Origin of the sequence: Nocardioides sp. Soil777 (assembly GCF_001428425.1) — a bacterium.
Classification (GTDB): domain Bacteria; phylum Actinomycetota; class Actinomycetes; order Propionibacteriales; family Nocardioidaceae; genus Nocardioides; species Nocardioides terrigena.
Genome location: NZ_LMSN01000016.1, coordinates 419,099 through 438,111 on the forward strand (window position 1 = coordinate 419,099; position 19,013 = coordinate 438,111).

General features: G+C 69.9%; 19 protein-coding genes and 1 tRNA gene. 12 read left to right on the top strand and 8 right to left on the bottom strand.

The genetic code is table 11. From position 1 onward, the window contains the following. The first annotated feature begins 127 nt into the window (after positions 1 to 127). Both ASG88_RS15040 and topA read left to right on the top strand, forming a co-directional pair. Positions 128 to 1,129 (top strand): sugar phosphate isomerase/epimerase family protein, encoded by a 1,002-nt coding sequence (locus tag ASG88_RS15040; protein WP_056888218.1) that lies wholly within the window; start codon positions 128 to 130, stop codon positions 1,127 to 1,129. Positions 1,130 to 1,323: 194 nt separating this feature from the next. Next, positions 1,324 to 4,065 (top strand): type I DNA topoisomerase, encoded by a 2,742-nt coding sequence (gene topA / locus ASG88_RS15045; protein ID WP_056888219.1) that lies wholly within the window; start codon positions 1,324 to 1,326, stop codon positions 4,063 to 4,065. A gap of 18 nt (positions 4,066 to 4,083) precedes the next feature. Here topA and ASG88_RS15050 read toward each other — a convergent pair whose 3' ends face one another. After that, positions 4,084 to 4,809, bottom strand: coding sequence for a hypothetical protein (locus tag ASG88_RS15050; RefSeq protein ID WP_056888220.1), 726 nt, complete (start codon positions 4,807 to 4,809; stop codon positions 4,084 to 4,086). A 43-nt stretch (positions 4,810 to 4,852) separates the two neighbouring features. Further along, the gene (locus tag ASG88_RS15055) at positions 4,853 to 5,758 is read right to left on the bottom strand and encodes a GNAT family N-acetyltransferase (protein ID WP_056888221.1); all 906 of its coding nucleotides are present in this window, start codon (positions 5,756 to 5,758) and stop codon (positions 4,853 to 4,855) included. Between the two features lie 106 nt (positions 5,759 to 5,864). On the opposite strand from ASG88_RS15055, the gene tmk reads away from it, so the two are divergent. The 4 genes from tmk (at position 5,865) to ASG88_RS15075 (ending at position 9,369) form a co-directional block, all read left to right on the top strand. After that, positions 5,865 to 6,497, top strand: a complete 633-nt coding sequence (gene tmk, locus ASG88_RS15060; RefSeq protein ID WP_056888222.1) for a dTMP kinase — start codon at positions 5,865 to 5,867, stop codon at positions 6,495 to 6,497. Continuing rightward, a complete protein-coding gene (locus tag ASG88_RS15065; RefSeq protein WP_056888223.1) occupies positions 6,494 to 7,645 on the top strand; it encodes a DNA polymerase III subunit delta' in 1,152 nt (383 codons plus the stop codon). Before tmk ends, ASG88_RS15065 begins: the two co-directional genes overlap by 4 nt. Then, the gene (locus ASG88_RS15070; RefSeq protein ID WP_056888224.1) at positions 7,642 to 9,204 is read left to right on the top strand and encodes an alpha/beta hydrolase; all 1,563 of its coding nucleotides are present in this window, start codon (positions 7,642 to 7,644) and stop codon (positions 9,202 to 9,204) included. Before ASG88_RS15065 ends, ASG88_RS15070 begins: the two co-directional genes overlap by 4 nt. A gap of 89 nt (positions 9,205 to 9,293) precedes the next feature. Continuing rightward, a tRNA-Thr gene (locus tag ASG88_RS15075) sits at positions 9,294 to 9,369 on the top strand. Positions 9,370 to 9,717: 348 nt separating this feature from the next. On the opposite strand, the gene ASG88_RS15080 is transcribed toward ASG88_RS15075, so the two are convergent. The 3 genes from ASG88_RS15080 to ASG88_RS23125 all read right to left on the bottom strand — a co-directional run bounded on the left by ASG88_RS15080 (position 9,718) and on the right by ASG88_RS23125 (position 10,508). After that, positions 9,718 to 10,053: an SDR family oxidoreductase gene (locus ASG88_RS15080; protein WP_082600486.1), complete on the bottom strand. Its 336-nt coding sequence runs from the start codon at positions 10,051 to 10,053 to the stop codon at positions 9,718 to 9,720. A gap of 48 nt (positions 10,054 to 10,101) precedes the next feature. Continuing rightward, positions 10,102 to 10,227: a hypothetical protein gene (locus ASG88_RS24080; RefSeq protein ID WP_268791250.1), complete on the bottom strand. Its 126-nt coding sequence runs from the start codon at positions 10,225 to 10,227 to the stop codon at positions 10,102 to 10,104. Positions 10,228 to 10,331: 104 nt separating this feature from the next. Next, positions 10,332 to 10,508, bottom strand: a complete 177-nt coding sequence (locus ASG88_RS23125; RefSeq protein WP_157559752.1) for a hypothetical protein — start codon at positions 10,506 to 10,508, stop codon at positions 10,332 to 10,334. A 441-nt stretch (positions 10,509 to 10,949) separates the two neighbouring features. On the opposite strand from ASG88_RS23125, the gene ASG88_RS15085 reads away from it, so the two are divergent. The 3 genes from ASG88_RS15085 (at position 10,950) to ASG88_RS15095 (ending at position 13,117) form a co-directional block, all read left to right on the top strand. Continuing rightward, complete coding sequence (locus tag ASG88_RS15085; protein WP_056888225.1) at positions 10,950 to 11,588, top strand: hypothetical protein; 639 nt, start codon at positions 10,950 to 10,952, stop codon at positions 11,586 to 11,588. Next, positions 11,570 to 12,085, top strand: coding sequence for a hypothetical protein (locus tag ASG88_RS15090; protein ID WP_056888226.1), 516 nt, complete (start codon positions 11,570 to 11,572; stop codon positions 12,083 to 12,085). Before ASG88_RS15085 ends, ASG88_RS15090 begins: the two co-directional genes overlap by 19 nt. A gap of 63 nt (positions 12,086 to 12,148) precedes the next feature. Continuing rightward, positions 12,149 to 13,117, top strand: a complete 969-nt coding sequence (locus ASG88_RS15095; RefSeq protein ID WP_157559753.1) for an IS481 family transposase — start codon at positions 12,149 to 12,151, stop codon at positions 13,115 to 13,117. Between the two features lie 140 nt (positions 13,118 to 13,257). Here ASG88_RS15095 and ASG88_RS15100 read toward each other — a convergent pair whose 3' ends face one another. Both ASG88_RS15100 and ASG88_RS15105 read right to left on the bottom strand, forming a co-directional pair. Then, positions 13,258 to 14,424: an acyl-CoA dehydrogenase family protein gene (locus ASG88_RS15100; RefSeq protein ID WP_056888228.1), complete on the bottom strand. Its 1,167-nt coding sequence runs from the start codon at positions 14,422 to 14,424 to the stop codon at positions 13,258 to 13,260. 75 nt (positions 14,425 to 14,499) lie between these two features. Further along, positions 14,500 to 15,738, bottom strand: a complete 1,239-nt coding sequence (locus ASG88_RS15105; RefSeq protein ID WP_056888229.1) for an acyl-CoA dehydrogenase family protein — start codon at positions 15,736 to 15,738, stop codon at positions 14,500 to 14,502. 56 nt (positions 15,739 to 15,794) lie between these two features. Between ASG88_RS15105 and ASG88_RS15110 the strand changes: the two genes are divergently transcribed. Genes ASG88_RS15110 through ASG88_RS15120 form a run of 3 tightly spaced genes read left to right on the top strand, consistent with a single transcriptional unit; the run spans position 15,795 to position 18,293 of the window. Continuing rightward, positions 15,795 to 16,619 (top strand): SDR family NAD(P)-dependent oxidoreductase, encoded by an 825-nt coding sequence (locus ASG88_RS15110; RefSeq protein WP_056888230.1) that lies wholly within the window; start codon positions 15,795 to 15,797, stop codon positions 16,617 to 16,619. 43 nt (positions 16,620 to 16,662) lie between these two features. After that, the gene (locus tag ASG88_RS15115; RefSeq protein WP_162259853.1) at positions 16,663 to 17,832 is read left to right on the top strand and encodes a thiolase family protein; all 1,170 of its coding nucleotides are present in this window, start codon (positions 16,663 to 16,665) and stop codon (positions 17,830 to 17,832) included. Between the two features lie 32 nt (positions 17,833 to 17,864). Continuing rightward, the gene (locus tag ASG88_RS15120; RefSeq protein ID WP_056888232.1) at positions 17,865 to 18,293 is read left to right on the top strand and encodes a DUF3237 domain-containing protein; all 429 of its coding nucleotides are present in this window, start codon (positions 17,865 to 17,867) and stop codon (positions 18,291 to 18,293) included. Between the two features lie 25 nt (positions 18,294 to 18,318). Here ASG88_RS15120 and ASG88_RS15125 read toward each other — a convergent pair whose 3' ends face one another. Continuing rightward, positions 18,319 to 18,942: a TetR/AcrR family transcriptional regulator gene (locus tag ASG88_RS15125; protein WP_056888233.1), complete on the bottom strand. Its 624-nt coding sequence runs from the start codon at positions 18,940 to 18,942 to the stop codon at positions 18,319 to 18,321. Between the last annotated feature and the right edge of the window lie 71 nt (positions 18,943 to 19,013).

The following is a 19,013-nucleotide window of genomic DNA, read 5'->3' on the forward strand; positions in this document are numbered from 1 at the left end:
GTGCGCGGACTTCTGACAAATTTCATACAAAAGGTGTGCGATCGTTGACGTGATGTCCGTCACCCTCCTAGTTTCGAGGCCACCCACCACCGACACGGGCGCGCGGCGCCCCGAGAAGAGGCCTGAGATGTGTTTCGGACATGACGGAGAGGGCGCGCTGCGCGAGTCCCTCGAGAGGCAGGGGGCGAGTCGTCGCAACCTGATCCGCGGCGCCTTCGCGGGGGCCGCGGGCGCCGCCGCCCTCGGCGCTGGCGCAGGGGCCGCGACGCCAGCGGCCGCCCACGGCAAGGGCCGGGGCCGGGGGCACGAGCGCAACCACGAGGTGGCCACCGACCGGATCAGCATCCAGCTGTACACGCTGCGGTCGGCGATGACCTCGGACACCCAGATCAGGCTGGTCCTCGACCAGCTGGCCAAGTTCGGCTACGAGCGGGTCGAGCGCGCCGGGCTCTACACCTACAGCGCCGCCCAGCTCAAGGCGCTGTTCGACGAGCGCGACATCTGGGCCAGCTCCAGTCACGACGGTGTCAGCAACAGGGACGCGGCCGCGCTCAACAAGAAGCTCGACGACGCCAACACCTTCGGGCAGAAGTACCTCAACGTCCCGTACTTCAACTCGCCGGACAAGGCCGCGTGGCAGGACCTCGCCGACCAGATGAACACCGAGGCGGCGGCGGCACGCAAGCGTGGCCTCCGCTACGGCTACCACAACCACGCCCATGAGTTCACGATCAAGTTCCCCGACGGCACGACGCCGTGGGAGGTGCTGATGTCCGAGCTCGACCCGAGGCTCGTGCACCTCGAGGTCGACCTCTACTGGGCCTACACCGCCGGGGTCAACCTCCTCGAGGCAGATCCGCTGGCCTTCGCCAACGAGGTCATCCGCACGGCCCCGCTCGAGGTGCGGCAGTACCACGTCAAGGACCGGCACGGCGACGACGCGCTCGCGCTCTTCGTGGACGAGCAGCCGGGCGACATGGCCGACCTCGGCATGGGGGTCATCGACTTCCCGGCGATCTTCAAGCGTCACCAGGTCGAGGAGTACATCGTCGAGAACGACACCCCCGACTTCAACCCGGTGACGACGGCAGCCATCGGGAAGCTGTACCTGGAGGACGTCGAGTTCTGATCCACCCCCCCGGAGCGGGCCCCACGCCGATCGGCGTGGGGCCCGCTCCGTGCCCGGGGAGAGGGGGTCCGGGCCCGCCTCGCCCGGGGGCGCCGTACGCCGCGCCGGTGCCCGCCGCCGGTCGCCCCGGCTGGAGTTGTCGCCCCGGAGCGCTACGGTTGCCGCGCATCACCGAATCAGGAAGCAGGAATCACGTGGCACACAAGCTCGTCATCGTCGAGTCGCCCAAGAAGGCGCAGATGATCGGCGGCTACCTCGGCAGCGGGTATGTCGTCGAGTCGTCCATCGGTCACATCCGGGACCTGCCCAACAATGCGGCGGACACCCCGGCCAAGATCAAGGACAAGCCGTGGGGTCGTCTCGCGGTCGACGTCGACCACGACTTCGAGCCCTACTACGTCGTGCCGCGTGACAAGAAGAGCCACATCGCCAAGCTCAAGAAGCTCCTCAAGGACGCCGACGAGCTCTACCTCGCCACCGATGAGGACCGCGAGGGCGAGGCGATCGCCTGGCACCTGCTCGACGAGCTCGACCCGAAGGGCATCCCGGTCAAGCGGATGGTCTTCCACGAGATCACCAAGCCCGCGATCCTCGCCGCCGCCGAGAGCCCGCGCGAGCTCGACATGCACCTCGTCGAGGCGCAGGAGACCCGCCGCATCCTCGACCGCCTCTACGGCTACGAGGTCAGCCCGGTCCTGTGGAAGAAGGTCATGTCCGGCCTCTCCGCCGGTCGCGTCCAGTCCGTGGCGACCCGCCTGGTGGTCGACAAGGAGCGCGAGCGGATGCGCTTCCGGGTCGCCTCCTACTGGGACCTCGAGGGCACCTTCGACGCCGGCAGCACGCACGAGCAGCGGATGTTCCCGGCCAAGCTGCACTCCGTCGACGGCGCCCGCGTCGCCCGCGGCTCCGACTTCGGTCCCGACGGCCAGCTCAAGAAGTCCGACCTCGTCCACCTCGACCGCAGCCGCGCCGAGGCCCTGGCCGCGGCGTTGGAGGACACGACGTACGAGGTCCGCTCGGTCGAGTCCAAGCCCTACCGCCGCTCGCCGTACGCCCCGTTCCGCACCACCACCCTCCAGCAGGAGGCCGGCCGCAAGCTCGGCATGAGCTCGAGCGTGACGATGTCGGTGGCGCAGCGGCTCTACGAGGGTGGCTACATCACCTACATGCGTACCGACTCCACGACGCTCTCCAGCGCCGCGGTCGAGGCGGCCCGCGACCAGGTGCGCGAGCTGTACGGCGCGGAGTACGTACCCGACAGCCCGCGGACCTACACGTCCAAGGTCAAGAACGCCCAGGAGGCGCACGAGGCGATCCGGCCCGCCGGCGACTCGTTCCGCACCCCGGCGCAGACCGGGCTCACCGGTGAGCAGTTCCGGCTCTACGAGCTGATCTGGATGCGCACCGTCGCCTCCCAGATGAAGGACGCCACCGGCCACACCGTCTCGATCCGCCTCGGCGGCGCCGCGGCGACCGGTGAGGACGTCGTCTTCGGGGCGAGCGGTCGCGTCATCACGTTCCACGGCTTCCTCAAGGCGTACGTCGAGGGCACCGACGACGCTGCGTCCGCGCGCGACGACCAGGAGACCCGCCTGCCCAACCTGGAGCAGGGCGAGGCCATCTCGGCCGCGTCGGTCACCGCCGCGGGCCACGAGACCAAGCCCCCGGCCCGCTACACCGAGCCGACCCTGATCAAGGAGCTCGAGGAGCGCGAGATCGGCCGCCCCTCGACGTACGCCTCGATCATGGGCACCATCGTCAACCGCGGCTACGTCTACAAGAAGGGCTCGGCGCTGGTGCCGGCCTGGCTCGCGTTCTCGGTGGTGCGGCTGCTCGAGGAGCACTTCCCGCGGCAGATCTCCTACGAGTTCACCGCGCTCATGGAGGACGTCCTCGACGACATCGCCGGTGGCCGCCGCGACCGCAAGACCGAGCTCGGCGAGTTCTACTACGGCTCCGGCGACATTGAGGGCCTCAAGACGCTGGTCAACGAGCTCGGCGACATCGACGCCAAGGAGCTCGCGACGTTCCCGATCGGCGAGGACTCCGGCATCGTGCTGCGGGTCGGCCGCTACGGCCCGTACGTCGAGGCTCCGGGTCCGGAGGAGGAGGGCGACGGCGCGACCGTGCGCGCCAACGTGCCCGACGACCTGCCGCCCGACGAGCTCACCGTGGCCAAGGCCAGGGAGCTGCTGGCCAACCCGGCCGGCGAGGAGCAGGTGCTCGGTGAGCACCCGGAGACCGGCCTGGTCGTCGTCGCCAAGAACGGCCGCTTCGGTCCCTACGTCACCGAGCAGCTGCCCGAGGACGCCCCCAAGTCGGCCAAGCCGCGCACCGGCTCGCTCTTCAAGTCGATGACCCTCGACACCGTGTCGCTGGAGGAGGCCGTCAAGCTTCTCTCCCTGCCGCGGGTGGTCGGAGCCGGTGAGGACGGCGAGGAGATCACCGCGCAGAACGGCCGCTACGGGCCCTACCTCAAGCGGGGCACCGACTCGCGGTCGCTGACGTCCGAGGACCAGATCTTCGACATCACCCTCGACCAGGCGCTGGCGATCTACGCCCAGCCCAAGCAGCGGGGCCGCGGCGCGGCCACTCCGCCGCTCAAGGAGCTCGGCAACGACCCGGTCTCCGGGCAGCCGATCGTCGTCAAGGCGGGCCGCTTCGGGGAGTACGTCACCGACGGCGAGTACAACGCCACCCTGCGCAAGGACGACACCGTCGAGTCGATCACTCCCGAGCGGGCGGCCGAGCTGCTCCAGGAGCGTCGCGACAAGGGCCCGGCCAAGAAGGCCGCCAAGAAGGGCGCGAAGAAGGCGCCGGCCAAGAAGACGACGGCCAAGAAGACCACCGCCAAGAAGACGACGGCCAAGAAGACGACGGCCAAGAAGGTGACTGCGAAGAAGACGACGACGAAGGCCGCGGCCAAGAAGGCCTGACCTGCCGCCGGTGCCTCCTCAGGCGGCGGTGGAACCGCCACCGAGGAGCAGCGCCAGCAGGAACGCCCAGCCACCGGTGAGCCACACCCGTCGGGGATCGCGGGGTCGGAAGAGCCCGGTGGGGCCGCCGAGGGCCAGGTACGCCGCGATGCCGAACGGCGGCACCAGCAGGACCAGCCACGCCCACGCCCACCTCGTCGCGCGCCACGGTCGGGGTCCGCCGTTGAGCACCAGGGTGGCGCCCAGCAGGACGACGTAGATCAGGCCCACCCATCCCGGGGCCTTCAGCCCGACCACCGTCGAGTACGGGTTGCGCGGCTCCCCGCGGACGAAGGCGACGTCGGGGTCGAGGCGGGCCAGGTGGTCCCTGACACTGCCGACGACCACCGTCCTGTCGGCATCGCCCTGCCGTCGCGCGTGGGCGGCCTGCCGGTTGTTGCTGGCTTCGGTCACGTCGGCCGTGTGGACGATCCACCCTTCACGCCACCGGACCTGGGTGACGCCGAAGCCCTGCCAGTCCTCCGCGCCTTCGAAGCCGCCGACCACCTCGACCTCGGTCACCTCACCAGCGGCGACGAGCCCCTCGAGCCGGTCGAAGTCCGAGATCCGATGGCCGGTGAGGAGGGTGGCGACGAGCAGCGCGGTCCAGGCGGCGACGAGGACCCACCCGGCGACCCGGTCGCGGCGGCCCCAGTCGTCGACCAGTCGACCCGGTGGTGCCGTCGCCGCAGCGTCCGTCGTCATGCCGTCCCCCTCGTGCCTGCCCGTGGCCGCAGCCTAGGGCCGATCAGAGGGTGATGGCCCGGTTCACCCAGGTCGACGCGACCTCCATGCCGACCTTCTCGTAGAGCCCCCGCGCCCCCGCCCGGGTGTCGGTGGAGAGGTAGCAGCGGACGGCGCCGTGCTCGCGCGCCCGGTCGAAGGCGTCGACCAGCATCGGCGGGGCGAGACCCCGACCCCGTTGGTCGGGGCGGACCGCGATCCGGGCGACGTACCCGCCGTCACCGGCGAGGAACACGTGCGTGGCCCCGACGACCTGCCCGTCCGGTGAGACCAGCAGGCGCAGGTTCCACGGCTCGAACCCCCCGCGGTCCCAGACCCGGGCGCCGAAGTCGGCCAGGCTCATCCGCTCCCGGTCGGACCACTCGAGGAAGCAGTCCTCGACCAGGGTCCACGCCGCCTCCCGGTCGGCGTCCTCGGCGTCGCGGAGGGTGAACCCGTCGGGCAGGGGGCGGGCGCTGATCTCCCGATCGGGGGGCAGCTCGAGGTCCCACGCGGTCCAGCGGACCTCGTAGCCGAGGTCGGCCAGCAGGCGGTCGGCGGCACTGCCCTGCGCCACCTGCGTGCCGATCCGGGGGGACCCGGCAGCCCGGGCCTTGGCCTGCAGCCAGCGCGCGATCGCCGTACCGATGCCCCGACCCTGGTACGCCGGCAGCACGGCCGTGTAGCCGATGTCCGGGCCGCTGTGGTCGCCGTACGCGACCAGCAGGTCGCCGTCGAGGATGCCGACGGTGCTCTCCGTGATGTCGTAGCTCGGGCGCAGCCAGTCCGACAGCACGTCCTCGACGGTCACCTCGGGCTCGCCGAGGTCGATCACCTCCTCGGCGGCCACGACCGCGGTCACCGCCTCGGCGTCGTCGTGGGTGAGGGGCCGGGCGGTGAGGCCCTCCTGCAGGCCGTCGATCGGGGTCATGGGAGGAGTCTGCGCGCGCCGCGCGCCCGCCGTCACCCGTGTTTCCGTACGCCGGGCAGTCCGCTCGGCGTCCGGCGCCGTCGGTGCCCGCCCGTAGGGTGTGCGCGTGAGCCGACGCGTCTATGCCGACACCGGCGTCTTCGTCTGCTTCGAGGGTGGCGAGGGCGCGGGCAAGTCGACCCAGTCGGGGCTGCTGCGCACCTGGCTCGAGGAGCGTGGCCACACCGTGCTGCTCACCTTCGAGCCCGGTGACACCCCGGTCGGGCAGGCGCTGCGTCGGATCGTGCTCAGCCCCGAGACCGGCGAGCTCTCGCACCGCACCGAGGCGCTGCTCTACGCCGCGGACAAGGCCGAGCACGTCGACACCGTCGTGCTCCCGGCCCTCGCCCGCGGCGAGGTGGTCATCACCGATCGCTACGTCGACTCCTCCCTCGCCTACCAGGGCGCCGGCCGCGACCTGCTGCTCGCCGACGTCGAGCGGGTCAACCGCTGGGCGACCGGCGACCTGCGACCGCACCTGACCGTGGTGCTGGACCTGGCCCCCGAGGCCGGTCTGGGGCGCTTCACCGAGCGGGACCGCATCGAGGGTGAGTCGGTGGAGTTCCACCAGCGGGTCCGGCAGGGCTTCCTCGACCTAGCGGCGGCCGACCCCGACCACTACGTCGTGCTCGACGCCCGCGCCCCGATCGAGGAGATCGCCGCCGCCATCCGCGCCCGGGTGGAGGTGCTGCTGCCGTGACCGTGTGGGACGACCTGGTCGGCCAGCGGCCGGTGATCGAGGCGCTCAGCCGGGCGGCGGGCGGCGACGGCATGACCCACGCCTGGCTCTTCACCGGACCGCCCGGGTCCGGTCGCTCCAACGCCGCCGTCGCCTTCGCGGCCGCGCTGCAGTGTGAGACCGGCACCGGGTGCGGCACCTGCAAGTCGTGCCGCACCGTGCTCGCCAGCAGCCACGCCGACGTCCGGATCATCCGCACCGAGAAGCTCTCCATCGGCGTCGACGAGGTGCGCGACCTGGTCCGCAGCAGCGCCCTCGCGCCGTCCGGTGACCGCTGGCAGATCATGATCGTCGAGGACTCCGACCGGCTCACCGACCAGGCCTGCAACGCGCTGCTCAAGGCGATCGAGGAGCCGACGGCCCGCACCGTGTGGCTGCTCTGCGCCCCCACGACCGAGGACGTCCTGCCCACCATCCGCTCCCGCTGCCGGCTGGTGTCGCTGACGACGCCGACGGCCGTCGACGTCGCGGCCTTCCTGGTCCGCTCGGTCGGGGTCGGCGAGGAGCTCGCGGCCCACGCCGCGCGAGCCAGCCAGGGGCACATCGGCCGGGCCCGGGCGCTGGCCCGCGACGAGGAGACCCGCCGCCGGCGCCGCGAGGTCGTCTCGCTGCCGGCCCGCCTGACCACGCTCGGCTCCTGCATGACGGCGGCCACCAACGTGGTCGAGGTGAGCAAGGTCGAGGCCGAGGTGCAGACGGCCGACCTCGACGCGCGCGAGAAGGCCGACCTCGACTCGGCGTACGGCGTGGAGGCCCGCGGTCGGCGACCGCGGGAGTACGCGCCCGCGCTCAACGCCCTGGAGAGGGGGCAGAAGACCCGCGCCAAGCGCCGCGTCCTCGACGTCGTCGACCGGGCGCTGATGGACCTCGTGTCGGTCTACCGCGACGCGATCGCGGTGTCGGTGGGCGCGCCCGGCGACCTGGTCAACGAGGAGCTCCGGGCCGACGTCGCGCAGATTGCGCGGGTCGTGACGCCGGAGGAGCTGCTGCGGATGATCGACGCGATCTTCACCGCGCGCACGCAGATGCTGGAGTTCAACGTGCAGCCTCAGCTGGCACTGGAGTCGATGATGGTGGCGCTCAAGCTGCCGACGGGGGCGGGTCGATGAAGAAGGTCGTGGCACTGGTCGTGGTGGTGGCGATGGTGTTCCTCGCCGTCGGCGCGGGAGCGGTCGTCATCTGGAACTCGTTCGCCGACGCGACGTCGGGCTCGAGCACGTCCTCGACGCAGGCCCCGCGGGTCGAGCGCGAGGAGGCCCCCGACGCGCGCGAGGCGCCGTCCGCCGCACTCCAGTCCTTCTACGACCAGCAGATCGACTGGTCCACGTGCGAGGGCGACCGCGAGTGCGCGACGCTGACGGTGCCGGTCGACTACGCCGAGCCGGACGGCGACACCATCGACCTCGCACTCCTGCGGGTGCTCGCGGCCGATCGGGCCCAGGGCTCGCTGGTGGTCAACCCCGGCGGTCCGGGTGCGCCCGGCACCGACTACGCCGCCGCCGCCGGACAGGTCTTCCGCGCGCCGCTGCTGCGGGCCTTCGACATCGTGGGCTTCGACCCCCGCGGCACGGGCGAGTCCAGCCCGGTCGACTGCCTCAGCGACGACGACCTCGACGCCTACCTCGCCGGCGACCCCGACCCCGACGACGCGGCCGAGGAGCAGCAGTACGCCGCCGACGTGCGCGCCTTCGGCGCCGGGTGTGCCGCCTCGGGCGAGGTGGCCGGACACGTGACCACGATCGAGGCCGCCCGCGACATGGACGTGCTGCGGGCCGCGCTGGGGGAGTCGACGCTGACCTACCTCGGCGCGTCCTACGGCACCAAGCTCGGTGCGACCTACGCCGAGCTCTTCCCCGACCGGGTCGGGCGCTTCGTGCTCGACGGCGCCGTCGACGTCTCGCTGGACAACCGCCAGCTCGGGCTCGAGCAGGCCGAGGGCTTCGAGACCGCGCTGCGCGCCTACGTCCAGAACTGCATCGACACCACCGACGAGTGCTTCCTCGGCGACAGCGTCGACGAGGGGCTGGCCACCATCGACGGGCTGCTGGCGGATATCGAGGAGTCGCCGCTGCCCACCAGCGGGGACCGCGACCTGGCCATCGGCAACGCCTTCTACGGCATCGTCGCGCCGCTCTACAACCGCGACTACTGGTTCATCCTGAGTGCTGCCCTCGGCAGCGCCCTCGACGGCAACGGCCAGGCGCTCATGGAGCTGGCCGACCTCTACTCCTCGCGCGGCCGGGACGGCTACACCGACAACAGCACCGAGGCCAACGTGACGATCAACTGCCTCGACGACCCGTCGTCGGTGCCGTTCGACCAGGTGCGCGAGGCCTACCCCGCCTACGAGGAGGCGTCGCCGACCTTCGGCCGGATCTTCGCCTGGTCGCTCACCACGTGCAGCGGCTTCACGCTCCGCTCGACCGAGGAGCCGCTCGACATCCGCGGCGAGGGCGCCGCCCCGATCCTCGTCACCGGTACGACGCGCGACCCGGCGACGCCGCTGAAGTGGGCCGAGGCCCTCGCCGAGCAGCTCGAGTCCGGGGTGCTGCTGCGTCGCGACGGCGACGGCCACACGGCGTACAACTCCGGCAACGAGTGCGTCGACACCGCGATCGAGGACTACCTCCTCGACGTCGACGTCCCCGCCGACCCGACGGACTGCTGAGGCGGACGCGGGGTGATTTCGACCGCCGCACGGTCGGGCGTTATCCTTCTCGAGTTGCCCGGCCGGTCCTGACCTCAGCCGGGCAGCACGCCGCCTTAGCTCAGTCGGTAGAGCGAATCACTCGTAATGATTAGGTCGTCAGTTCGATTCTGACAGGCGGCTCCACCAGCGGCCCCTGACCTGCAGAGATGCAGGTCAGGGGCTTTTCCTTTCCGCACCGGTCCTCGTCGATTCCGTGGATACTCCGGTGAAGCCCCCGGGAGAGCCGGGCTGCGGCGCGTCGTCTTCCGGGCCGGAGGCACCCTCGGATCGGTCGAGGAGGTGCCGTTCTCTAACACGGTTCGCCTCAATGACGGCTATCCCCTCCCCGCTCCCACCACGGTGGCGGCCGACTTCCTGACTAGGCCCCTCGCGAACCCGCCGAAGGCGAGTACTCAACGCGCAATCGAAGCCAACGAGGAGCGCGCTGGCGGCGTGATTGACGAGGCGCCATCGGCGCTGAGCGGCATGGCCTCAGCGAGAGGTCCAGCCACCGTCGACCGTCAGCACACTCCCCGTCACGTAGCTCGATGCTTCCGAGGCCAAGAACATGACTGCTCCAGCGAGGTCATCCGGGACTCCCCAGCGCCCGGCGGGGATCCGGGCAAGCATTGCCTGGAACTTCTCCGGGTCGTCACGGTGCGCCTGGGTGAACTCGGTCTGGAAGTAGCCCGGTGCGATGGCGTTCACGCGGATGCCCAAGGCTGACCACTCGTTGGCCAGCGCTCGCGTCGTTCCCAGGAGCCCATGCTTCGCTGCGGCGTACGCCGCGACCTCAAGACCACCTTGGAAGCTGTTCAGCGAGCACATGTTGCATGGCACACATGGTGCACCGGGCCACCGATATCGCGCTGGGGTTCAGCCTTCGTCGTCGAGGTCTGGCTCAGCTCCGTCCCACCACTCGCGGTCGCGTTCCTCGAGAACGGCCTGGAGGTCGCGCCACGCATCGTAGTCCGCGGCGGGCTCAGGTGTCGGCTGGGTCACCCGTCCATGGTGCTCCCGCCCGGACGCTGGTGCAACGGGTGCAGGTCACTGCTGCTGCGCTGGATCGGTGGTCACACGGGCGTGACCACCGATCCAAACGTCGCCTACTGGGTGACGATCGAACTTCCGGGCTGCTGTCCGCCTGCAGCCATCCGGTACGCAGCCGCAAGCTCCCGCAACATGGTTGCCTGCGTGTCGGGCGTCCAGTCCTTCATCTCGCCGGCCACCCGCGCGATGCCTGCGTAGATCGCCTCCTGTGCCTCTTCCTTCTTCTGGGACATGGATCGACTCCCCCTTCTCGTTGTGAGCGTCCGAGTGACGCCGCCGCCGACCGTAGCCATCTGCACCGACAGCCGCTGGAGAACCTATGACCGAGCACCGCCGTCCGCCCGCCTGCCAGTACGACCGCCACTTGGGCGAGCGCGTCACCAAGGAGCACCGCGACGACTGCCCCAACCCCCTCGACCACGACGGCTGCGCACCCTGCACCGCACCCCACTGCGTCGTCTGCGGCCGCGAACACGCCACCAACGACACCCCCAGACCTCTGCCCGGCCTGCGAGCTCCGCACCGACCAGGACCTCACCACCATCGGCAGCTCGTACGCCGCCCTTGCCACCGAAGCCCTCGACGCAGGCAGGGACGGCTGCCTCGTCGCCGCAGCACCCATCCTCGGCGGGAACGCCCAGGTCCTCCGCGGCCCCACCGTCCGCCTCGACCTCATGCGCGTCGCCCACGGCCTCACCCCCGACGTCCTCGCCGACGACCACCACAAGCGCGACCCCCTGCCCCCGCTCGCCGTGCTCGCCCAGTGGGAAGACCTCTACCGCCAGTGGGCCGGCCACACCCCCGGCCGCACCACCGCGACCCTCCACCGCGCCATCACCTACCTCAGCGACCAGCTCTCCCACATCGCCCAGGACGGCGACGGACCCGACTACCTCGCCTTCACCCGCCAGACCCGCGACATCCGAGTCCGCCTCGAACGCGCCCTCCACAACGAGCAGGACCCCGAACGCGGGGTGGAGTGCTTCGAGTGCGGCGACACCCTCGAACGCCGGTGGCGCGACCCCGCCCGGTGCACCCACGACACCCCCGCCCGCCTCGAGCTCCGCAGGGGGGCACGCCTCGGCTACCCCCAAGCCCTCACCACCGCGACGTCCGCAACGCCTACCAGCCCTGCGGTACCTGCGACCAGGGCGGCATCGAGGACCCCTCGGCCGGCCAGTCGTGGGAGTGCCCCGGCTGCCGGAAGGACTACGACTCCGGCGAGTACGCCACCGCCGTCCGCCGTGACCTCCTCCAGGGCGGCCCCGACCGCGACGGGTGGACCCACATCGGGATGGCCGCCGAGGCCGTGACCATGATGACCGACGTGACGTTCGGCGCGGACCGGATACGCCGGTGGACGGACCGCGGCCAGGTGTCCGCGGTGTGCCAGTGGCGGGCCGAGCGCCGCAACGGAGTCCTGACCGGGACCCGCAACGGGATGCGGCTGGTGCTGTGGACCTACGTCCGCGACCGTGCCACCGAGGTGATCCGCCGGCAGGAGCTCCTCGAGCTGGAGCGCCGCCGCGAGGCGCTGCAGGAGGACCGGCTGTGGACGGCGGTCGAGGCTGGTGAGGACCCCGAAGCTGCTGGTCGGTGGCTCGACATCCATCCCGCGCGGGTCGAGAAGTTCGTCGAGAAGTGGGCCGCTGAGGCTCGCCGTGAGGTCCGCAGCCCGGGGCTCCGACCCACCCCGATCTGTGTCATCATCAGCGCACAGACCTCGCGACCCCAAGAACGGTTAGCGGGGTCTTTGCACGTCCGGCTAGGTGTACCCGGCCAGGACGTTGGTAGCGGCGAGCCTGGTTGAACGAGCGAGAACCTCCGAATGGGATGTGGCTTGTCTAAGGCCCACTTCCACCCGGAGGTTCTCGTGTCCCACCGTAATGCCCGCCTGACCGTCCACGGCCGCCTTCTGATCGTCCAGCGCCGCCAGGGCGGCTGGAAACAGGCCCACATCGCGGCAGCGATGGGGATCTCACGCAGGTGCGTGAAGTACTGGCTCGACCGCTACGAAGCCGAGGGCGAGGCGGGTCTGGGAACCCGGTCCTCCCGGCCACACTCGATGCCGACCAAGACCGCCCCCGATGTCGAGGAGAAGGTCCTCGCAGCACGCGCTGAGCACCGCGACGGTCCCGACGTCCTGGCATCCAAGGTCGGGGTGCCGGCCCGGACGGTGTCGCGGATCCTGCGCCGCCACGGCGTGCCATACCTGCGTGAGTGCGACCCGATGACCGGGGAGGTCATCCGGTCCTCGAAGGCCACCGCGGTCCGCTACGAACGCGACAAGCCAGGCGAGCTGGTCCACATGGACGTCAAGAAGCTCGGCAAGATCCCTGACGGCGGTGGCTGGCGGGCTCGGGGAGAGACCCGCACCAACCACCAGGCGCGCATCAACAAGAAGCCGATCGGCTACGACTACGTGCACTCACTCGTCGACGACCACACCCGACTCGCGTACTCCGAGATCCTGCCCGACGAGAAGGGCCCCACCTGCGCGGCGTTCCTCGGACGCGCCATCGACTACTTCGCTGCTCATGGCATCACTCGGATCGAGCGGCTGATGACCGACAACGCCTGGGCCTACCGCTGGTCGCTGCGAGAGGTCTGTGCCACCCACCAGATCAAGCAGAAGTTCATCCGACCCCACTGCCCGTGGCGGAACGGCAAGGTCGAGCGCCTCAACCGCACCCTGGCCACCGAGTGGGCCTACCGCCAGGTCTTCACCAGCAACGACGACCGCACCGCCGCCCTTGCCCCTTGGCTTGAGTACTACAACACTGAACGCCGCCACAGCGCGCTCGGAGGCAAACCACCGATCAGTCGACTGCTACCAACCTGATAGCTGGGTACAGCTAGTCGCTGGTTCGATTCTGACAGGCGGCTCCACGAAGAGGCCCCTGACCCGCAGCGAGACAGGGCAGGGGCCTCCGTCATGGCATCGCCGGTCGACACGGCTCTGGCGGTCGTCAGCTCAGTGCGTCACCGGAACGCGGACTCACCCGTGAGGGCCCGTCCGATCACGAGCTGGTGCACCTCAGACGTGCCCTCGTAGGTCAGGACGGACTCGAGGTTGTTCGCATGGCGCATGAGTGGGTACTCGCCCGTGATGCCGGCGGCACCCAAGAGGGTGCGGCACTCGCGCGCTATCGAAAGGGACTCCCTCACGTTGTTGAGCTTGCCGAGGCTGACCTGTTCCGGTCGCAACGTGCCGGCATCCTTGAGGCGTCCGAGGTGCAGTGCCAGAAGCATTCCCTTGCCGAGCTCCAGGGTCATGTTGGCCAGCTTGGCCTGGGACAACTGGTAGGCCGCGAGGGGACGACCGAAGATCTGGCGGCTGGCGGTGTAGTCCAACGTGGTCTGCAGGCAGTCACGCGCAGCGCCGAGCGCGCCGAAGACGATGCCGAAGCGGGCTTCATTGAGGCAGGAGAGCGGTGCCGAGAGGCCTTTGGCCTCGGGGAGCATCGCGTCGGCGGGAAGACGGACTCCGTCGAGCACCAACTCTGAGGTGATTGAGGCGCGCAGCGAGAGCTTGTTCTTGATGGCGGGAGCCGAGAAGCCCGGAGTGGTGGTGGGTACGACGAAGCCCCGGATGCCGTCGTCGGTCTGTGCCCAGACGACCGCGACGTCGGCCACCGACCCATTGGTGATCCACATCTTCGTCCCGTTGAGGATCCAGTCCGTGCCATCCAGGGTGGCGCGAGTTCGCATCCCCGCAGGGTCGGAGCCGAAGTCCGGCTCGGTGAGACCGAAGCAGCCGATCGCCTGGCCGGCAGCCATGTCAGGAAGCCACTGCTCTTTGTGCCCCTCGGATCCGTAGCGCCAGATGGCGAACATCGCCAGCGATCCCTGCACTGAGACGAGCGAGCGGAGCCCGGAGTCGCAGGCCTCGAGCTCGAGGCACGCGAGACCGTAGGCCGTGGCAGAGGCGCCTGCACAGTCGTAGCCGGTCAGGTGCATGCCGAGGAGTCCGAGACGACCGAACTCCTGTGCGAGCTCACGAGCCGGGATCGAGCCGGACTCGTACCACTCGGCGATGTCGGGGCGGAGCCGGTCGTCGACCAGCTTTCGTACCGTGGTGGCGATGTCTCGATCGTCGTCGGTGAGCAGCGAGTCGATGGCGAAGAGCTGGGCGGGCGAGCTGGTCATGGGCATCCTTGTCTGTCGGTGAAGCGGTGAGGCCGCAGGTCGGTGAGTCAGTGATCCGACTGGTCCGGGCGGGGTCTAGGAGCGCGGCAGGCCGAGGACTCGCTGCGCGACGATCGTGCGCATGATCTCGTCGGTCCCCCCACCTGTGCGGAGCCCTTCGACAGTGAGAGCCAGCTGGTGCCAGGCGTAGGTCGCAGCCTCGCCCGAGTCCGTGGCGAACCCGGTGCCCAGGATCCGCTGGGCTGCAGCCGAGATCCGGAGCAGGTTGTCGGTGAGCATGAGCTTGGACAACGACATCTCAGGCCCGGGCACCCCGGACTCGTCTGCGTCGTCGAGGAAGCGCTGGGTCATCAACGCGGTGGCGCGACCGCGCGCGACGACCTCACCCACGACGTCCCTGATGCCAGGGTCGTCCCAGCACTCTCGTGCCCGAGCGAGGTCGACCAGGCGACGAGCCAGGAGCAGGTCGACACCGCCGTCCGTCCCGATGATGGCGCGCTCGTAGCGCATGGTGGTGCTGATGACCTGCCAGCCGCTGCCGAGGTCGCCCACACGGCGGGAGTCCGGAACTCTCGCTCCGTCGAGGAACACCTCGCTGAACGACGCGCCTCCGGTGAGCTGGCGGATGGGCCGCACCTCGATCCCCGGTTGGTCCATGTCGATGAGGAAGGCAGAGAGGCCTGCGTTGCGACGGCTTCCCGCCTCGGTCCTGGCCAGTAGGAGCCCGACCTGGCTGTAGTGGGCACCGGACGTCCACACCTTCTGCCCGTCCACGACCCAGGTGTCGCCCTCTCGTCGTGCCCGGGTGCGAGCGGACGCCATGTCGGAGCCGGCGTCCGGCTCCGAGAAGAGCTGGCAGGCGACCACGTCGGCGCGACGCAGTCCGGGGAGCATGTCTCGCTGGAGGTCGTCGCTCGCGTGGCTGAGCATGGTGGGGCACAAGATGGCCACGCTGAAACGGGTGTACGCCTCGTCGGGCACGTCGAACAGCCGCTCGACGTCGCGGTACGCCGCGGCGTACGAGGCCGGGAGCTCACGACCTCCGAACCGGGTCGGGCCGTCGATCCAGCCGAACCCCGCGTCGTAGGCCGTGCGTCGCCAGGCCAGTGCCTGCGCCAGCTCGCGTCGTTCGAGCTCGGCGGGCTTCTCGGGCAGCACGCTGAAGTCCGCGTCGGAGGGGGACTCCGCTCCGTCGCGCAGGGGGTGGTGGGTGGCGACGAACGCGTGCGCCTCGGCGCGGAAGGTGCTCAGCCCGGGACGCTCGGCAGGTGTCTGGGCGGTCGGTCGCGACGAGGACGGGGCAGGAGTCGGCACCGTGCTAGGGTACGGGCCAAGCGCTTGCTTGGCTAGTCGACGGAGGGGATCACGGCATGCTCCAAGGCAGGTTCGACGGTCAACGGGTCCTGGTGGTGGGCGGTGGCGCCGAGGGTCCGGAGAGACTGGAGGCCAACGGGGCACAGATCGCGTTGCGTCTCGCGGCGGAGGGGGCGACGGTGGTCGTCTCCGACGTCGACCTGGCCCGGGCCGAGCGCACCGTTGCCGCCATCGGTGACGGACGTTCCGTGGCCCTGAGGTCCGACGCCTCATCAGTCGAGGACTGTCGGTCGCTACCCGGCGAGGCGGAGCGGGCAATCGGTCCGCTCGACGTGGTGGTGGCCAATGTCGGCGTGACCGGGCGCTTCCCCGGCCGCACCCAGACGGTCGAGGACTGGGAGTGGGTGCAGGACGTCAACGTCCGGTCCCACTGGCTGGTGGCGCAGGCGGCGCTCCCCGGGATGCTGGACCGCCGTCACGGCACCTTCGTCTTCGTCACCTCGATCGCCGGCATCATCTCCAGTGGGTATTCGCTCTCCTACGAGGCGTCGAAGGCGTCCCTGCTCGCCGTTTCGCGACACTTCGGCGTCCGATACGCCGATCGCGGCATCCGCTCGAACGCGGTGGCGCTCGGGGTCATCGACACCTCGATGGTGCGCGGCGGCTTCGGCGACGACTCCGACCTTCGACGTCGCCGCGACCTGATGCAGCCGCTGCTGCGCCAGGGACGGCCGCAAGAGGCGGCCGCAGCCGTCGCCTTCCTGGCATCCGAGGACGCCAGCTTCGTCTCGGGACAGTGCCTTGTCGTCGACGGGGGACGCACCACCGACGGTCGGTACGACGCCCGCTATGCGCAGGCGTACGGGACCGCGAAGGCATGAAGGGCAAGCGCGTGCCCCACGACATCGAGAAGAGGGAGTGAGCATGAGGGACACAGTGGTGCGGGGGGTCGGGATGACCCCATTCGGACGGTTTGAGGACACGAGCCTCAAGGATCTCTCCGCGCAGGCGATCAACCAGGCCTTCGACGACGCGGGTGTCACCTTCGCCGACGTGCAGGCGGTCTACTTCGGCAACGTCGCCGCTGGTGTGATGTACGGCCAGCACTCGATCCGTGGGGAGACGGTCACCCACTACATGGGGGCTGGGCCGATCGCGGTCAACAACGTCGAGAACGCCTGCGCCTCGGGTGGCAACGCATTCCATCTCGGCTGGAGCGCGGTCGCGGGTGGTCAGTACGACACCGTCCTGGTGGTGGGCTCGGAGAAGCTCTATTCCTCCGACAAGCAGCGCAGCTTCCAGGCGTTCATGGGTGGGATGGATGTCGACCACCAGGACTTCGGTGAGGGAGCCGGAGTGAGTCGAAGCCCCTTCATCGACCGCTATGCCAAAGTCGCGGCGTACCTGATGGACGACCGCGGTGTCACTCCTGAGGCCTTCGCCGAGGTCGCGTCCAAGGCGCACTTCAACGGCTCGCTCAATCCCTTGGCCCAGCGGCGCACGCCGAGGTCGGCCGAGGAGATCCTTGCCGCCCGGCACGTGCTGGGACCCCTCACCGTGCTCATGTGCTCACCGGTGGGTGACGGGGCTGCCGCGGCGGTCATCACGTCTGCGCCGGCGGTGAGGGACTCGCGCGACGTCTCGATCCTCGCCTCCCAGCTGCGGTCCCTGCCAGCGGACGCGCACGGACCGTCGGACTCGCATGAGTACTCCGCGGCCGCCGCGTTCGAGCAGGCGGGCCTCAGTCCTGGGGACATGGACTTCGCAGAGCTGCACGACGCCACCTCGCCGGGCGAGATCGTATCGTGGGCCGAGTCGGGGCTGTGCCCGCCCGGTGACGAGATGGCGTGGGCCATGGACGGTCATACCCGCATCGACGGCCGGATGCCGGTCAACCCGTCCGGAGGGCTGGTCGCGCGGGGACACCCCATCGGTGCCACCGGCGTCGCCCAGGTCTTCGAGGCCGTGCAGCAGCTGCGCGGCAAGGCAGGGTCCCGCCAGGTGGACGGCGCGCGTCGCGCCTTCCTCCAGTGCGGCGGTGGCCTGATCAAGGGCAGTACTGCTGTCTCCTCTGCCCACATCCTCGGCGTCTAGTCGCCGCAACCGCATCATCGACAGGAGAAACCATGGAGCTCGTCCCGTTCTGCACGTTCACCGCGACCCCCCTCGCAGCCAAGCCCGACTTCGCCGGGCGTACCCCGCTGGGACAGCGGGTGGTGGTCGGCGTCCGGGACGGACGCTGTGAAGGGGAGCGCTTCAACGCCTCCCAGCGGGGTGACTCCGCTGCGGACTGGTTGCTCATCGGGCCGGACGGCACTGCCATCCCGGACGTGCGGATGGCGCTGCGGACCGATGACGGCGCCTTCGTCTACATGGAGTACCAAGGGCGCGGGGATGCCTCGGCGGGACTCGACGGGGCCACCATGTACACCGCGATCACCTTCGAGATCGAAGACGAGCGCTACGCCTGGATGAACGCCCGCCTGTTCGTCGGCAAGGGGTCGATCGACACCTCGGCAGGCCAGGTCCGGTACGAGGTCTTCGAGGTGCGCTGACCTCTCGTGCGGCGTCGTCGCTCGCTCAGCGGGCGACGATGCCGTCCATGAACACGGCTGCCATCTCGTCGGCCAGCGCCTCGACGCTGAGCTTGCCACCCGGGCGGAACCAGCGAGCCGTGCCGCTCACGGAGCTCATGATGGTGCGGTAGGTGATGACCGCATCCACCGAAGGGTTGAACTCACCGGCGCTGACGCCGCGGTTGAGGGTATCGAGCCAGAGGTCGCGGCACTCCTCCAGCCTCTCCTCCATGAACGGGAAGATCTCGGCGAGGTAGTTCCAGTCGTTGAGCATGAGCCGCAACGCGAGCTCGCACTCGTCCAGCAGGAGGACCGAGGCGCGGATAAGGCCGCGCGCAGTCTCCGTCGCGCCGAGGTCGGCGTCGATCACTGTCCGGTAGTGCTCGAGGAGGGTGCTCCAGTAGTCCCTGATGAGCTCCTCGACCATCGATTCCTTCGACTCGAAGTGGTAGTAGAGGCTGCCCGACTGAATACCGGCAGCATCAGCGATGTCGCGGATCGTGGTGGCGAGGAACCCCTTCTCGGCGAAGAGCTTGCCGGCGATCTGGATCAGCTCGCCACGGCGGTCGACGCCGTTGCGTGACTTCTTGGGTGCGGGTGGCTGGGTTGGGGTAGCGCTCACGGTCATGGTCGTGCCTTTCCGAGGTCGGTGCAGCGTATCCCACCATTGTCCCCAAGCGCTTGATCGGTTGAGGCATG

Coding starts and splice junctions, on each gene's coding strand:
- ASG88_RS15040 (WP_056888218.1), top strand. CDS start 128: ATGTGTTTCGGACATGACGGAGAGGGCGCGCTGCGCGAGTCCCTCGAG.
- ASG88_RS15050 (WP_056888220.1), bottom strand. CDS start 4,809: ATGACGACGGACGCTGCGGCGACGGCACCACCGGGTCGACTGGTCGAC.
- ASG88_RS15055 (WP_056888221.1), bottom strand. CDS start 5,758: ATGACCCCGATCGACGGCCTGCAGGAGGGCCTCACCGCCCGGCCCCTC.
- ASG88_RS15070 (WP_056888224.1), top strand. CDS start 7,642: ATGAAGAAGGTCGTGGCACTGGTCGTGGTGGTGGCGATGGTGTTCCTC.
- ASG88_RS15080 (WP_082600486.1), bottom strand. CDS start 10,053: ATGTGCTCGCTGAACAGCTTCCAAGGTGGTCTTGAGGTCGCGGCGTAC.
- ASG88_RS23125 (WP_157559752.1), bottom strand. CDS start 10,508: ATGTCCCAGAAGAAGGAAGAGGCACAGGAGGCGATCTACGCAGGCATC.
- ASG88_RS15085 (WP_056888225.1), top strand. CDS start 10,950: ATGCGCGTCGCCCACGGCCTCACCCCCGACGTCCTCGCCGACGACCAC.
- ASG88_RS15090 (WP_056888226.1), top strand. CDS start 11,570: ATGGCCGCCGAGGCCGTGACCATGATGACCGACGTGACGTTCGGCGCG.
- ASG88_RS15100 (WP_056888228.1), bottom strand. CDS start 14,424: ATGACCAGCTCGCCCGCCCAGCTCTTCGCCATCGACTCGCTGCTCACC.
- ASG88_RS15110 (WP_056888230.1), top strand. CDS start 15,795: ATGCTCCAAGGCAGGTTCGACGGTCAACGGGTCCTGGTGGTGGGCGGT.
- ASG88_RS15115 (WP_162259853.1), top strand. CDS start 16,663: ATGAGGGACACAGTGGTGCGGGGGGTCGGGATGACCCCATTCGGACGG.
- ASG88_RS15120 (WP_056888232.1), top strand. CDS start 17,865: ATGGAGCTCGTCCCGTTCTGCACGTTCACCGCGACCCCCCTCGCAGCC.
- ASG88_RS15125 (WP_056888233.1), bottom strand. CDS start 18,942: ATGACCGTGAGCGCTACCCCAACCCAGCCACCCGCACCCAAGAAGTCA.